This is a genomic window from Aquimarina aquimarini (assembly GCF_900299535.1).
GTDB classification, from domain to species: Bacteria; Bacteroidota; Bacteroidia; order Flavobacteriales; family Flavobacteriaceae; genus Aquimarina; species Aquimarina aquimarini.
In genome coordinates, this window is record NZ_OMKE01000039.1 from 276,254 (window position 1) to 290,532 (window position 14,279).

A 14,279-nucleotide genomic window follows, 5' to 3' on the forward strand; every position below is an offset into this window, starting at 1 on the left:
AAAAAATCTATGAAATATCACTATAAAACATTTATAGCAATCGTTTTTACACTTGTATTTATAGGGTGTAAAAATAAAAAAAACAAAATGGCAATACATCAAGAAGTAAAAACCTATAAATGGGATGTAGAAGGGGGTGCTCCAAAAAATTACCCTGGTGTTTTTTATTACGCCAACCTTATTTATGACGGAGGGAGTAAATATGTACCTGCTGGAGCAGCAGGATATCAGAATGGTTGGGGATGGGGTGGTAGATCTCATACACAAGGTAACAAACCAACACCACTCCCCCATCGATTACAAGCAGTATGGGTATCAACTGTAGAAAAACAAGCGTATCTAGGTGATTTTGAATTGGACACAGAAAAAATTGAAAAAATATTTGAAAAAGGAAATGTTAGAATGAGAAATGGTAAAATATCTCACAATTTTTCTTTTAAAGTAAGTATTGCCCCTGGAGGAATAATCGCTGTATGGGTAGAAGGAATAAGAGAACAAATAGAAGTAGGCTATTTTAAAGGGCAAAAAACAGATAAAATTACATACAAAGATTTAGCACCTCAAGGTATAGATCAATCACTAGAACAGTATTGCGAACGATTTATAAAAAGAATACCTGTTGATATTCAACAACAATTAATTAAAACAGGGCCACCATTTGGATTATGGGATAAGTATCGGAAAAAATACAAATGGAATACTGCTCCTCTAGAAGAAAAAAAGTTAACAAGTCTGGATTACCATTATTTTAATGGGGAGAAAGCATTTCTAAAATTTAAAGAGTATGATTTTAATATCCTCAAAGAATATGCCCTACCCTATGAAGGGATTATTGATTGGGAAACGCCAGAAGGAAAAAAGTATGAGGGTACTATTTATTTTAATGAAGAGAGTATCTTTAAGGTGTTTGAAGAAGTATACCAGAAAAAAGAGGATACTGCCTCTATTTTCTATGATGTAAACACCTCTAATGACAAAACATCAATCAAAGTTTTTCTACAGAATGAATCTATAAAAAAAGAAATAAAAATCGATAGTATAGATGTGGGTAAATATCCAGATTAATAATAAAATGGTACACAATCAATGATACTGGTGATGAGAAATTCCTTTTATAAAAATTCTTAGAAATGAAAATGATATTTGAATATTTTGTTTGTCTCATAATTTTATTTTCTACTTCATGTCAATCTCAATCTAGAATAGATTTATCAGAATTGACATTATCAGAAGACTTTCTAGTGATGGTGCCAAAATCTGAAAGAACGTTTTTTTATAGTGATAAAATAGATCCTGCAACAGGAACTCCATCATATACTACAAATGAGGTTCAAAAATATAGTTATAAAAACGTACTATTTGAACAAACCAAAATAGGAATGAGCCAAGTTACTTTTTATACGTATAAAGCGCTTGAAAAGGGAGGTAATAATCAGATTTTTGGGCTTCACTTTAATATAGAAGAGAAAAACGAAGAACTATTTACAATATTAAAAAAACAATATGGAGATCCCAAAGAATTAAACGCAGCTCCTACCCAACCAAAAGATGAAATACTATATGGACATCATAGTTTTGTATGGAACGAAGATAAAATTTCAATTATTTTAAGTTACTCATATTCTTCTTTTAATGATAAACAACACATACAAACTGCTGTTTACATTTTAAAAAATGATGCAAAAGATCTCACATTTCCTAAACGCACATCAGTTAAAAGATTGATGCAAACACATACAAAAAAGTAAAACATTAATTCTCTTACCCTAATCTCTATGTATAAAATTGGTCTTATTCTATTTATTACAACTGCACTCCTCTATGTTTCATCAAGTAATGCACAAGAAAAAACATATGAATTAAACGAATTATGTAGTGGTCTAGGCATGAATACAATGCTCAATCAAATCATAAAATATCATAAGCAGGAAAAAAAGGATGTAGAAAATATACTAGAATATTATGAAGTACAAGATACCCATTTTACTTTTTTAGATACTCCTATAACAAACATTAAAGTTCTTGTAAAAAATAAAATGGTTCAAAACATTATATTTACATTCGAACAAAAAGAGCTAAACGCACCTGAATTATCGTATACAACAAATTCTTCTAATAAAGGCACACCACAAGATAGTCTTATAAATCACAGAAAAGAATTGTTTTTAAAATTCTTAAACCAACATACTCCTATAACTCAAAAAATTAAAAAATACCTTACTGATACCTACCAATTTATTTCAGAAGAACCTTTATGCCAATTTGATTGTATGGACATATGGAAATCAAAGTATGCAGAAATCTATATTGAAAAAAATAACTATATGGAAGATCACCCTACTGACCTATCAAAAACTACAGTATATATAGACCAAACTCTTATGATTAAATCAACACTTACCAACTAAAGAGTTCCCAATATATACTCAATTATCACCTCATATCTTGTTATTAATTAGATCATAAAAACGATAGTAAAATCACTATATTATTGCTAGAGCACTTTCGTATGTTTTTATATAAAGCGGTATAATATTACTCACATCAAATTTCATAGCCTCTCTATATGCATTTTCTTTAAACATCTCTAATGTAGCATCATCTTTTAGTATTTTTATTGCATTATGTGACATTTCTTTCACATCACCTACATTACTAAGATATCCAGAAACACCTTGACTATTTACTTCTGGGATTCCTCCCGCATTACTTGATATTACAGAAACCTTATTTACCATAGCCTCTAGTGCAGCCAGTCCAAAACTTTCTCGTTCTGATGGTAATAAAAATAAATCAGAAAAACATAAAATCTTATCGATCTCATTACTATTCCCAAAGAAAATCACTTTATCTTTTATTCCTAGCTCTTTACATCTCTGCTCCGCAGGTTCACGCTCTGGCCCCTCTCCTACCATTAATAACTTGGCAGGCATCTTCTTTTGAATATTATAAAATATATCTACCACATCACTAATTCTTTTTACAGATCTAAAATTACTGATATGGGTTACTATACGTTCCTCAGGAGTAGCCATTAATTCTCGTTGGCAATCTGTAAAGCTTGTCTTTTTTTGGCCTACATCTATAAAATTAGGTACTACTTCTATCTCTTTTTCTATATCAAATAAACGCAAGGTATCTTCTTTAAGACTTTGTGAAACAGAAGTTACTATATCACTTTTATTAATACTAAACGTAACTGCAGGTTTATAAAAAGGATGATTTCCTACCAAAGTAATATCAGTACCATGCAATGTAGTAACCATAGGTACAAAAATCCCTTCTTCTTCCAACATTTTTTTAGCCATATATCCAGCATATGCATGAGGTATCGCATAATGTACATGCAACACATCAATTTTGTACTTTTTGATCGTATCGACCAATTTGCTAGATAAAGCCAATTCATATGGTTGATAATGAAAAAGAGGATATGCAGGTACATTCACTTCATGAAAATGAATGTTAGGATTCAAAAGATTCAACCGAACGGGTTGTTTATAAGTAATAAAATGAACTTCGTGGTTTAATTTTGCCAAAGATATTCCCAATTCTGTGGCCACTACTCCACTACCTCCAAAAGTTGGATAGCAGACAATTGCAATTTTCATAAATATAGTTTTCTTGTGCTACAAGGTACAAGAAAATTAGTATTGGATATTGTTAAAGAAATTTTAAAAAAAGCAGATCATAAGCCGGATTCTGTTCTCTAACTAAATCAGAGCCCCTATCATTTATCTAGCCCTAATATTACTATTAGGATCAAACCGCCTACCCTCCAACATTGGGCGCACAACCCTCAAAAGCTGGTTTACATGGCGTTGCACCGCATAGAGTTTACCTGGTTTCACTACAGCATTACCTGTACATACTTTCTGCTGCACTTGTCCTCGTTTTACAACGGACGGGCGTTACCCGCTATACTGTGCTATGGTGTCCGGACTTTCCTCTTCTGCCCAAACAGAAGCGATAAGGTGATCTGCTTTCTGCAAAAGTATCATAATTCTAATCTTTTAGATTCTGAAATCAGAATTATTTTTTTCATGTTAATAACTAAAAATAAAAATCGAAGGCTACAATTCATTATTTGCCTGCAATTTTTAACTTTGTAGCCGATGGAACATTTTATAGTATCTGCACGTAAATATAGACCCCAAACATTTAAAGATGTTGTGGGACAGCAAGCTATTACCAATACGTTGCTCAATGCTATAGAAAATAACCATTTGGCGCAAGCATTACTATTTACTGGTCCTAGAGGGGTAGGAAAAACATCTTGCGCAAGAATTCTTGCTAAAACCATTAATCAGGAAGGAAATGAAGATCCTGATGAAGATTTTGCTTTTAATATTTTTGAACTTGATGCCGCTTCAAACAACTCGGTAGATGATATCAGAAGTTTGATCGATCAAGTGAGAATCCCTCCTCAAACAGGAAAATACAAAGTATATATTATAGATGAGGTACATATGTTATCTCAAGCAGCTTTTAATGCATTTCTAAAAACATTAGAAGAACCTCCTAAACATGCTATTTTCATTCTGGCAACTACAGAAAAACACAAAATTATACCTACAATTTTGTCCCGATGTCAGATATTCGATTTTAAACGTATCACTGTTACCGATGCAAAAAATCATCTTATGCAAGTTGCTACCCAAGAAGGTATCACTGCAGATGAAGATGCTTTGCAAATTATTGCGCAAAAAGCCGATGGCGCTATGCGAGATGCTTTATCTATTTTTGATAGAGTTGTAAGTTTTAGTGGAACGAATCTAACACGGCAAGCAGTTACAGAAAATCTAAATGTGCTGGACTATGAAACTTATTTCAAAACAACCGATCTAGTACTACAGAATGATATTCCTCAATTATTATTAGAATTTAATGATATCCTTGCACAAGGATTTGATGGACATCATTTTATAGCTGGTCTTGCATCTCATTTTAGAGATTTATTAGTTTGCAAAAATCAAGCAACTATTAACCTTCTTGAAGTAGGACAACAAACAAAAACAAAATATCTGGAGCAATCTCAAAAAGCTCCACATGAGTTTCTGGTCAAAGGAATCGAACTTGCCAATGATTGCGACTTAAAGTATAAAACCAGTCGTAACCAAAGACTGCTCGTCGAATTATGCCTTATGCAACTTGCCTCTATCCTTACGGATGGAGAAAAAAAAAATGACCAACCTTACATAATTCCTCCTTCTTATTTTAAAGAAAAAGAAATTGAACCAAAACAAGTCTCACCAGAAACAGCAGCACATACTGTAGAAAAACCAGCTGCTACACAAGAAAAAAATATACAGGAAACTAATAACGAGACAAAAGCCATCCCAGCTTCATCAACAGAGTCAGAGACTACTATTATTAATACCACAGAGAAAAAACCATCTATAATTAATAGAGAACGTAGGACTTCTGGATTATCGTTGAGTAGTATTAAAAGAAAAAAAGAGCACCAAGTAAGTAAAGAAGAAAAAGTAGTTGATCCTACAAACCTACCAACTTCACCCTTTACAGAAGCAGAAATGCAAACAGCTTGGACTGAATATGGCAAAATGCAAGACAAAAAAGGGGAACGTATTATTGGTTCTATGTTTGCCATGAATGTTCCTACGCTTCATGAAGGGTGCATTTCATTAGAACTGCCTAATCAGTCTATGAAGGTGGATTTAGAAGCTGCTCAGTCAGGGTTGTTACAGTATCTATATAAAAAATTAGATAACTACAGTATCGAACTTAAAATCACTGTAAACGAAGAAGCTTCAAAAAAATATGCATTTACTCCACAAGATAAATACGACAAATTACGCGAGAAAAACCCACTGATCGACAAATTACGTGCTGATTTTGATTTAGACATCTAATTGTTTATATAAAATACTCACATCAATACATCATGGATACTTAGAAGTATATTAATAATATAATATCTTTGTAATCGATTTAAATAAATAATTATTCATCGCTAAAAAAATTACTACTATATGCTTGGCTTAAAACTCCCCACAGACCCAAGATGGGTAAATATTGTAGAAAAGAATATCGAAGAAATACTTACAGATCATGCATATTGTGAGCAAAAAGCTACTTCTACTGCGATATCACTTATGGTAAGTTTTCCTGAATATACAGAATTGGTACAAGAAATGGTTAAATTGGTAAAAGAAGAGATTACCCATTTTAAAATGGTACATGATAAAATTATTGATCGAGGTTGGGTGCTTGGCAGGGATAGAAAAGATGAGTATGTTATCCAGTTAATTACTTTTTTTCCAAAAGGAGGAAGTAGAACAACACAGTTAGTTCATCGCTTATTATACGCTGCACTGATTGAAGCTAGAAGTTGTGAGCGCTTTAAACTACTTTCTGAAGAGTTAGAAGATCAAGAACTTTCTGATTTTTATAGAAGTCTAATGGTCAGTGAAGCTAATCATTATACAATGTTTTTAAACTTTGCAAGGCAATATGGTGATCGCAAAGAAGTAGATAAAAAATGGCAAGAACTTTTAACCTATGAAGCCAAAATAATGGAATCATTAGGAACCAAAGAAACCATTCATGGGTAGCTAACTACAATACTACTCTAATATAAAATAGAACAGCCAAATTCAACTCACAATGAATGAGTTGAATTTGGCTGTTTTTTGGTTTATTTGATTAATTATTTTATTATTATTTGATCAGAAATACTCTGGTTTCCATCAGATACTTTTATAAAATAAATTCCTGACACAAGATTTTCCAAGGATATCTTTTCAAAAGAAACTTTTCCTGATTTTACAACAACACCTTGTAAATTAGTTAAAACATAAAAAGCTTCACGAGTATCGGTTGATTTAATTATAATATGTGTAGTTGCAGGATTAGGATATACTAATATCGAAAAATCTTTTTTATTGCGTATAGACTCATCCTTCGATAATCTTTTGTCTCTTGACACCCCCCCAATATGAACAGTATAATCCTCTACTTCTCCGTAACCAAAGGTTTCACAAGAAGTAGGAATCCCATCCCATTTCATTGCAACTCTCATTCGCGTAGCACCTAATTTTGCCGTTGTTGGCACACTAAAATCATATGATAAATTATTAGGGTTTGATGTAGCTTTATTTATTATTTTTTCAGAAGTTTCAAACACTCCATTTTGATTATAATCAATCCATACAGCCCAATTCTCTGTGTAAGATGTATTTGCAAACCCAATACTCAATACAATTGTATTAGGTCCATATGAGATATTTGCTACTTGTGAAGTAAAATCACCGTAACCTCCATTATCAAGTGTAGCATTAGAGATCCCTCCTATTCCCACATAGTCAATATATTCATATTGTGCCGTATTTCCTTTTGAGGTACAATATGAGATTACAGTATCTAATGTAGTAACCGCTATAGTAGTACTAGATAAAGAAACATTATCCTTTGCATCATATGCATATACTTGAAAAGAATATGTAGTTCCAGCTGATAGACCTGTTATTTCATATACAACATCAGTAGTAGAAGTTAGTAATGTCCCGTCTTGAAATATACGATATCCTACTACTCCAACATTATCTGTAGCAGCTTCCCAAGAAAGCTGTACACTGGTTGTTTTTCTATTAGAAGCTATTAAATTTACAGGAGCACTAGGAGCTTGCGTATCACTTCCTGAATTACCTCCTCCATTGAATGTATGCTTTCCCAAATCGTTAAAACTATTTTTTGGATGAGCACTCCATTCTGATGAGGTGTATGTCGTAGCAGGTGATGAAATTGTCTTTTTTCTTCTTAATGTTACATCTTTACCAAAATTTGAAGATCCACCATTAAAGTTTCCTATAACATCTATAAGCATACCATTCTTAAATAATCCTACTGGATCATTTCCATTAAATTTTAGTGTGGATGATCCTGACAAGAGATCTGCTTTATTTTTGATCGTATTTGAAGCAGAATTATTAGCAATAACATATACAGTATTTCTTTCTAGAACACCTGATAAACTTAATGTTCCTGTCCATCCACCAGATCCATTAATTTGTTTTTTGATTGTATACCCAGAAAGATTAATGGATGCTCCTGTAAAATTAGCTATTTCTAATGCCTTATTATTGGAGGACCCCTCTACATATTCAGAAAAAAATAATGCTGTTGCGTTATCTCCACCTGTTGAACCACTTTGAGTAGTTACCGTTATAGTACTACTTGCCGCAGAAATATTAGATGCTTGATCTTTCGCTTTAATAAAAAATGAATAATTTGTATCAGGAGTTAACCCTAAAACAGTATAACTTGTAGTGGTTACAGTACTAAAGAATATACCATTTTTATATACATCATACCCTACGACTCCCACATTATCTGTAGAAGCATTCCATGATAGTTTTACAGAGTTCTCTGTGATACTTGTAGCAATCAATCCTTCTGGAATACTTGGTGCCTGAGTATCGGTACCTCCTGTATCACCAAAGCGATCTTCTGCTTGAGGACCTCCCCAGATTTGTGTTGCAAATGCAGGATTATCAATAAAAGGATTCCTATTTCCTTGCAAGTTTTCTAAAATAGGATTACGTTGCAGTTCTAATGAAGATACTGGATCTTCTGCATTCCACTCAAGAAATAGTTGCAACATATTACTATCGCTATTTACAGTTGTTCCTATTCCAACATTTTTAGGTAAACAACGGTTATTATAACGTATATACATATACATCATCATACGAGCAACATCTCCTTTCCATTCATCACCAGGATACCAATGCCCTTGAGAAGTACTACCAGAATTACCAGTTCCGTCAGCAAACTTTCTACTACCTCTTGATGAATTACGCTGTACATCAGCAGGCCTTAAATGGTGTGCATCTGCTCCAGGACCAGATGTTCCTAAATTTGGACTTCCTAAAGATTTTGGATACACGTGCTCCCTGTTCCAATCAGTAGACCCTCCCCCATTATTATGTATTCCTCTTGTTCTATCTGTAGTTGAGTTTCCATCTATATCACTATACCCATATACCAAAACAACTTTAGAGGAATTTGTAGGATCAATATCAGTTTGTTTTAACGCTTCCCATACTCCAGGGGTATAAGAAAGAAATACAGTATGCGTGTTTGTTACTTTATTTGCTAATTCGTTTTTGAGAGCTACCCCAAATGCATTGAGATCAACATCATTATAATATGATGGGATTTGACTATATCCTATAAGAGGAACAATCAGTAATAAGAGCCATAGTTTCTTCATTGTGTGATAAATTAATTGATTAATCATGTTTAACGTTGCTTCGAAGCTACTGTTATTTTAAAGAATTCCCTCTAGTAAAAAGTTATCAAACCACTATCAAATTGGTTTCTTTTTAAAATTTAAATTCAAGTATAAAATAAAAAATTACATATCAAATAGTTTAAACACCTTATATAGCATCATAAAATGAACAACGAGAAAATCTATATGTATATTTCTTTTTTTTCTATTTCATTGTGTTTTTTTATATAAAAAGAGAAAAACAAGAATAACGCCTTACTTTTTTTGAGGTTTACATGCACTTGACTTACAGTATTTTATATTAAATTTAAAAAAACAACTTAAACCAAACAAATCATGAAAAAAATCTTGGGTCTTGCTGGAGTACAAATACTTTCTAAACAGCAACAACAAAATATCAAAGGAGAATGGGACAGCCTTGGTTGTTGCCCTACAGCTACTGGTAGAGGATGCCTAGTTCGTTTTGGTAGTCAAAATTTTTGCAAGCCTGGATATTGTGATCGTTGGGGACGTTGTTTGTTTTAATATCCCATTAATAAATTAGACACAAAAAACATTGGTACCTATCATAAGTTCGGTACAATTTTATCTATTAACCTTTAAACTTTTTACATAATGAAAAATCTTTTAGAATTAAAAGGAGTTCAAAAACTATCAAAAAAGGCACAACAAGAAATTCAAGGAGCTGGTCGCCCTAGAGTATATTGTGGTGGCCCAAGACGTTGTTGTATACGCCTAGCGAATGGTGTAGAGTTTTGTGATTATGGTTATTGCCAATCTAATGGTAGTTGCATCTGGGCATAATCTAATAGTTCCAAAATCTAAAACAATATCAGTTTTCTTTTTTCAAATTAATACTACAAATTATCTCAAAAAGTATAAATAATAACTGTATTTATTGTTTTGAACAATCATTTTTAATACTAATTTAAATATTCACACAATGAAAAAAATTTTAGAATTAACAGGAGTCCAAACACTAAGCAAATCACAACAACAGAATATCAAAGGAGCGCAATCTCGTTTGGTTACTTGTTGTGGGTTTAACAGGAACAAGTGTAGAGTTTCCTGGGGTGGTGGAAGTTTCTGTGAACCAGGCCACTGTTTACCAACAGGATATTGTATTCTTTATTAAAAATCAATAATAACAACTAATTAAATAAAACAAATCATGAAAAAAATATTGAATCTTACTGGAGTACAAGCACTTTCTAAACAACAACAACAAAATATCAAAGGAGCATGGGGTAGTGCAAGCTGTTGCCCTAGTGGTCGAGGGTGCCAAATTAGTTTTGGTAATCAGAGTTTTTGCGAACCTGGATATTGTGACCGTTGGGGACGTTGTATTTTTTATTAAAAAACACATTCATATATACGAAGAGGTGAAACAAATGTTTCACCTCTTTTTTAAAGCATACCATGTTTCTTTTTTGAATTTACTGTAACAGTTTAAAAGATTGTTTGGCTATTTCTAATTCTTCATCTGTAGGGATTACCAATATTTTTACTTTTGAAGTTGGGATACTGATATCTCTGATTTCTTTAGATCTTACTTTATTTTTTTCTGTATCTAATTCAATACCTAAAAACTGTTGATCCATGCAAACCAAGTTTCGTATTACATCGGAATTTTCTCCAATACCTGCGGTAAAAACAATCGCATCCAATCCATTCATTATAGAAGCATAAGAACCTATATATTTTTTAATACGATATGCATTCATTTCTAATGCTAATTGGCAATCGGTATTTCCTTTTTCTGCTTCAGATTCTATATCTCTCAAATCACTATATCCAGTCAACCCAAGCATCCCACTTTCTTTTTGTAAAAGAGTGTTTACTTCATCCAAGGAATACCCCAAAGTATTTACCAAATAAAAAATTATTGCTGGATCAATATCACCAGATCTAGTTCCCATAATCAAACCATTCATAGGGGCAAATCCTAAAGTATGGTCAACGCTTTTACCATCTTGAACTGCGGTCATACTACAACCATTCCCTAAGTGAATCGTAATAATTTTAGATTGCTCTTTATCTAAAAAATCAATTGCTTTTTCTGAAACGTATTTATGACTTGTTCCATGAAAACCATATACTCTAATATCGTGTTTATCTAAAAACTTATTAGGGATTGCATACTTATAGGCTTCTACAGGCATTGTTTGATGGAATGCAGTATCAAATACTCCTATTTGCTTGGCACTGGTAAAAATATCTTCGGCAACCAAAATACCTTCTAAATTTGCAGGATTATGCAACGGAGCTAATGGTGAGAGTTCTTTTATTTTTTGCTTTATTTCTTCTGTTATCTCTACAGTTTTAGCAAAAGTACTTCCCCCATGTACAACTCTATGCCCAACTGCTTCTATTTCTGACGCTGAATGAATCACACCTATCTTATCATCCATCAAATAACTTGCAATCAATTGTAACCCTTCTTTATGCGAATCAACTGTTACTGTATTTTCTATTTTTTCTGAAGTTGATTTATAGGTTATTTTTGCATTTTCTAATCCAATACGTTCTAATAACCCAGAACAAATTACTTTTGCCTCTGGCATAGTAAATAATTGAAACTTAATTGATGAACTTCCTGAATTTAATACAAGTATTTGCATATGTCTTTTTGATATGTCTATGTTCTAAAAAACTAGACTATTTATTATTTATATGGTATTTTTCTTTGTTATCTTACAGTCCTTTTGCTTGAATGGCTGTGATAATTACTGTGTTATAAACATCATCTGCTGTACACCCTCTACTCAAATCATTTACTGGTTTATTTAACCCCTGCAACATCGGCCCTATTGCAAGTGCTCCTGTTTCACGTTGCACAGCTTTATAGGTGTTATTACCCGTATTCAAATCAGGAAAAATCAAAACACTTGCCTGACCAGCAACTTCTGAATCTGGTAGTTTACTTTTTCCTACCTTCATATCTACCGCAGCATCATATTGTATTGGTCCTTCTATCTTCAAACCAGGACATTTTTCTTTTACAATTGCTGTCGCTGCTCTTACAATTTCTACATCTTCTCCTTTTCCAGAAGTTCCTGACGAGTATGATAACATAGCTACTTTAGGTTCAATTCCAAATGCGGCAGCAGATTCTGAAGAAGATATTGCAATCTCTGCTAATTGTTCTGCATTAGGATTTGGATTAATCGCACAGTCTCCAAATACAGAAACTCTATCCTCTAAACACATAAAAAACACAGAGGACACAACATTTGCGCCTGGCTTTGTTTTTATAAATTGTAATGCTGGTCTTATTGTATGTTGCGTAGTATGCACTGCTCCTGAAACCATCCCGTCTGCATGTCCTTTATAGATCATCATAGTACCAAAATAAGAAACATCTGCCATCATATCTTTTGCCATATCCAGATTTACATTTTTATGTTTTCTCAGTTCATAAAATGTCTGTACATACTCATCAAAATATGGAGATTTAGTGGGAGAAATCACCTGTATTTTGGTAAAATCTATTGGAATATCAAGGGTCGTAGCTTTATTTTTAATTTTCTTGTCATCGCCAATCAATGTTATATCAACAACTCCTGATTCTAGTAACCGTGAAGTTGCTCTTAATATCCTTTCATCAGAACCTTCTGGCAAAACAATATGCTTTTTATGTTGTAATGCACGTCTCAATAAATTGTATTGAAACATTCGTGGTGTTAACCCTTCTGATTCAAAAGTGATCAATCTATCCGCCAAACGGTCTTCATTGACATAAGTTCCAAATATGCTAATTGAAGTATTTATCTTTTGTAAATTATCTAGATAAATTTTTGGTTTTATCGCACCTATTTTATTAGCTATTGAGAAGGTGCCACTAGGAACAGATACAATAGGAAAAGATAAGGATACTCCTTCTATCAATTTGAGTATAGATTTTTCTGGTATAATATCACCAGTTAATATAATTCCAGATATTTTTGGGTAATTATCAGAAATATTCGCTTGTAAAACTCCCAAAATAACATCTGCCCTATCTCCTGGGGTAATTACTAAACTATTATCTTTAAGGTGTGTTAGGTAATTACGCAATTGCATAGCACCAACTCCAAAACTACCTGCCTGATTATTTAGATATTCTTTACCAAACAACACTTTTCCATCTAATTCATTTACAATCTCTCTAATGGTTGGGTTGATTAAAGAGTTTACTTTTGGAATAATAATGCGTTCTACATCTTTATTAAAATCCTTATCAAAATAGCTTCCCAATTGTTCTTCACCACCTTGATCAACTTTGTTGGCTACAATAGCCAAAACTTCAACGTCTTTACTAGAAAAAGTATCAAAAGCTAACTTTAAGTTTGCTGCAATTTCTTTATTTTTCTTATCTATTCCGCTGGCTACAATCACCGCAGGTATACCCAAATTTTTGGCTATTATAACATTGATATCAAACTCAATAATACTACCTTCATCAGAGAAATCGGTACCTTCAACTAATATAAAATCAAATTTTTCTTCAAGGTTTTTATATTTTCTGATGATTTCATCCATGATTTCACCAGATTTTCCTTGATTGTATTTTTGTAGTACTTCACTTCTTGTATAGGCATACGCATTTTTGAAATTAATATCTAATTCAAAATGTGATATAACAGTATTAATATGATTATCTACTTCTCCTTCTCTAGGATCATCAATAATAGGCCTAAAATATCCTACTTTAGCAACTTTACCAAGAAGCATACGCATCATACCCAATACAACAATAGATTTACCACTATTGGGTTCTATAGTGGCTATATAAACGGCTTTACTCATATAATAAAATTTGGTAATGCAAAGATACGGTAATGTGATAATTTGGCATATAAACACTAATAACAAAGGTGTTTTATACGATAGTATTAGAATATTAACAATTTGAATTTGATTTTAATAAAAAAAGGTTCAAAACACTTCCAAACCTTTTGTTTTATCGCATAAAAAATAACAACTTAATTTATACTTTTTCCACTTTTAAAGCCTTTGTAGGATAAATGCAATAATACATCCT

Annotated in this window: 13 protein-coding genes and 1 other RNA gene; 9 read left to right on the top strand and 5 right to left on the bottom strand. The window is 32.5% G+C overall.

The window, feature by feature from the left end; translation table 11 throughout:
• Positions 1–9 precede the first annotated feature (9 nt).
• The 3 genes from DG508_RS16890 to DG508_RS16900 all read left to right on the top strand — a co-directional run bounded on the left by DG508_RS16890 (position 10) and on the right by DG508_RS16900 (position 2,408).
• Positions 10–1,065 carry a DUF2931 family protein gene (locus tag DG508_RS16890; protein ID WP_108869269.1) on the top strand — a complete coding sequence of 352 codons (1,056 nt, stop codon included), beginning with the start codon at positions 10–12 and terminating at the stop codon, positions 1,063–1,065.
• Positions 1,066–1,130: 65 nt separating this feature from the next.
• Positions 1,131–1,748 carry a hypothetical protein gene (locus DG508_RS16895; RefSeq protein ID WP_159090882.1) on the top strand — a complete coding sequence of 206 codons (618 nt, stop codon included), beginning with the start codon at positions 1,131–1,133 and terminating at the stop codon, positions 1,746–1,748.
• Positions 1,749–1,775: 27 nt separating this feature from the next.
• Positions 1,776–2,408, top strand: coding sequence for a hypothetical protein (locus DG508_RS16900; protein ID WP_108869271.1), 633 nt, complete (start codon positions 1,776–1,778; stop codon positions 2,406–2,408).
• 75 nt (positions 2,409–2,483) lie between these two features.
• On the opposite strand, the gene bshA is transcribed toward DG508_RS16900, so the two are convergent.
• The gene (bshA, locus tag DG508_RS16905; protein ID WP_108869272.1) at positions 2,484–3,611 is read right to left on the bottom strand and encodes an N-acetyl-alpha-D-glucosaminyl L-malate synthase BshA; all 1,128 of its coding nucleotides are present in this window, start codon (positions 3,609–3,611) and stop codon (positions 2,484–2,486) included.
• Between the two features lie 65 nt (positions 3,612–3,676).
• Positions 3,677–3,986, bottom strand: an RNA gene (rnpB, locus tag DG508_RS16910) — RNase P RNA component class A.
• Positions 3,987–4,115: 129 nt separating this feature from the next.
• Between rnpB and DG508_RS16915 the strand changes: the two genes are divergently transcribed.
• Together DG508_RS16915 and DG508_RS16920 are read left to right on the top strand one after the other, a co-directional pair.
• On the top strand, positions 4,116–5,873 hold the full coding sequence (locus DG508_RS16915; RefSeq protein ID WP_108869273.1) for a DNA polymerase III subunit gamma/tau: 1,758 nt from the start codon (positions 4,116–4,118) through the stop codon (positions 5,871–5,873).
• A 120-nt stretch (positions 5,874–5,993) separates the two neighbouring features.
• Positions 5,994–6,575: a MiaE family protein gene (locus DG508_RS16920; protein ID WP_103863894.1), complete on the top strand. Its 582-nt coding sequence runs from the start codon at positions 5,994–5,996 to the stop codon at positions 6,573–6,575.
• Between the two features lie 95 nt (positions 6,576–6,670).
• Here DG508_RS16920 and DG508_RS16925 read toward each other — a convergent pair whose 3' ends face one another.
• On the bottom strand, positions 6,671–9,235 hold the full coding sequence (locus tag DG508_RS16925) for an endonuclease (RefSeq protein WP_159090883.1): 2,565 nt from the start codon (positions 9,233–9,235) through the stop codon (positions 6,671–6,673).
• A gap of 357 nt (positions 9,236–9,592) precedes the next feature.
• Between DG508_RS16925 and DG508_RS16930 the strand changes: the two genes are divergently transcribed.
• The 4 genes from DG508_RS16930 (at position 9,593) to DG508_RS16940 (ending at position 10,613) form a co-directional block, all read left to right on the top strand.
• Positions 9,593–9,781 (top strand): hypothetical protein, encoded by a 189-nt coding sequence (locus DG508_RS16930; protein ID WP_108869275.1) that lies wholly within the window; start codon positions 9,593–9,595, stop codon positions 9,779–9,781.
• A gap of 90 nt (positions 9,782–9,871) precedes the next feature.
• Positions 9,872–10,060 carry a hypothetical protein gene (locus DG508_RS16935; RefSeq protein ID WP_108869276.1) on the top strand — a complete coding sequence of 63 codons (189 nt, stop codon included), beginning with the start codon at positions 9,872–9,874 and terminating at the stop codon, positions 10,058–10,060.
• A 139-nt stretch (positions 10,061–10,199) separates the two neighbouring features.
• Positions 10,200–10,391: a hypothetical protein gene (locus DG508_RS21085; protein WP_159090884.1), complete on the top strand. Its 192-nt coding sequence runs from the start codon at positions 10,200–10,202 to the stop codon at positions 10,389–10,391.
• Between the two features lie 36 nt (positions 10,392–10,427).
• Positions 10,428–10,613, top strand: coding sequence for a hypothetical protein (locus DG508_RS16940; RefSeq protein ID WP_108869277.1), 186 nt, complete (start codon positions 10,428–10,430; stop codon positions 10,611–10,613).
• A 79-nt stretch (positions 10,614–10,692) separates the two neighbouring features.
• On the opposite strand, the gene DG508_RS16945 is transcribed toward DG508_RS16940, so the two are convergent.
• Both DG508_RS16945 and pta read right to left on the bottom strand, forming a co-directional pair.
• Entirely contained in the window at positions 10,693–11,877 is a 1,185-nt protein-coding gene (locus DG508_RS16945; protein ID WP_108869278.1) for an acetate/propionate family kinase, read from the bottom strand.
• Positions 11,878–11,950: 73 nt separating this feature from the next.
• A complete protein-coding gene (pta, locus tag DG508_RS16950; RefSeq protein WP_108869279.1) occupies positions 11,951–14,044 on the bottom strand; it encodes a phosphate acetyltransferase in 2,094 nt (697 codons plus the stop codon).
• Positions 14,045–14,279 lie beyond the last annotated feature (235 nt).

Bases quoted from the DNA above. Each gene is read 5' to 3' on its own strand.
- DG508_RS16890 (WP_108869269.1), top strand. From the start codon at position 10: ATGAAATATCACTATAAAACATTTATAGCAATCGTTTTTACACTTGTA.
- DG508_RS16895 (WP_159090882.1), top strand. From the start codon at position 1,131: ATGAAAATGATATTTGAATATTTTGTTTGTCTCATAATTTTATTTTCT.
- DG508_RS16900 (WP_108869271.1), top strand. From the start codon at position 1,776: ATGTATAAAATTGGTCTTATTCTATTTATTACAACTGCACTCCTCTAT.
- bshA (WP_108869272.1), bottom strand. From the start codon at position 3,611: ATGAAAATTGCAATTGTCTGCTATCCAACTTTTGGAGGTAGTGGAGTA.
- DG508_RS16915 (WP_108869273.1), top strand. From the start codon at position 4,116: ATGGAACATTTTATAGTATCTGCACGTAAATATAGACCCCAAACATTT.
- DG508_RS16920 (WP_103863894.1), top strand. From the start codon at position 5,994: ATGCTTGGCTTAAAACTCCCCACAGACCCAAGATGGGTAAATATTGTA.
- DG508_RS16925 (WP_159090883.1), bottom strand. From the start codon at position 9,235: ATGAAGAAACTATGGCTCTTATTACTGATTGTTCCTCTTATAGGATAT.
- DG508_RS16930 (WP_108869275.1), top strand. From the start codon at position 9,593: ATGAAAAAAATCTTGGGTCTTGCTGGAGTACAAATACTTTCTAAACAG.
- DG508_RS16935 (WP_108869276.1), top strand. From the start codon at position 9,872: ATGAAAAATCTTTTAGAATTAAAAGGAGTTCAAAAACTATCAAAAAAG.
- DG508_RS21085 (WP_159090884.1), top strand. From the start codon at position 10,200: ATGAAAAAAATTTTAGAATTAACAGGAGTCCAAACACTAAGCAAATCA.
- DG508_RS16940 (WP_108869277.1), top strand. From the start codon at position 10,428: ATGAAAAAAATATTGAATCTTACTGGAGTACAAGCACTTTCTAAACAA.
- DG508_RS16945 (WP_108869278.1), bottom strand. From the start codon at position 11,877: ATGCAAATACTTGTATTAAATTCAGGAAGTTCATCAATTAAGTTTCAA.
- pta (WP_108869279.1), bottom strand. From the start codon at position 14,044: ATGAGTAAAGCCGTTTATATAGCCACTATAGAACCCAATAGTGGTAAA.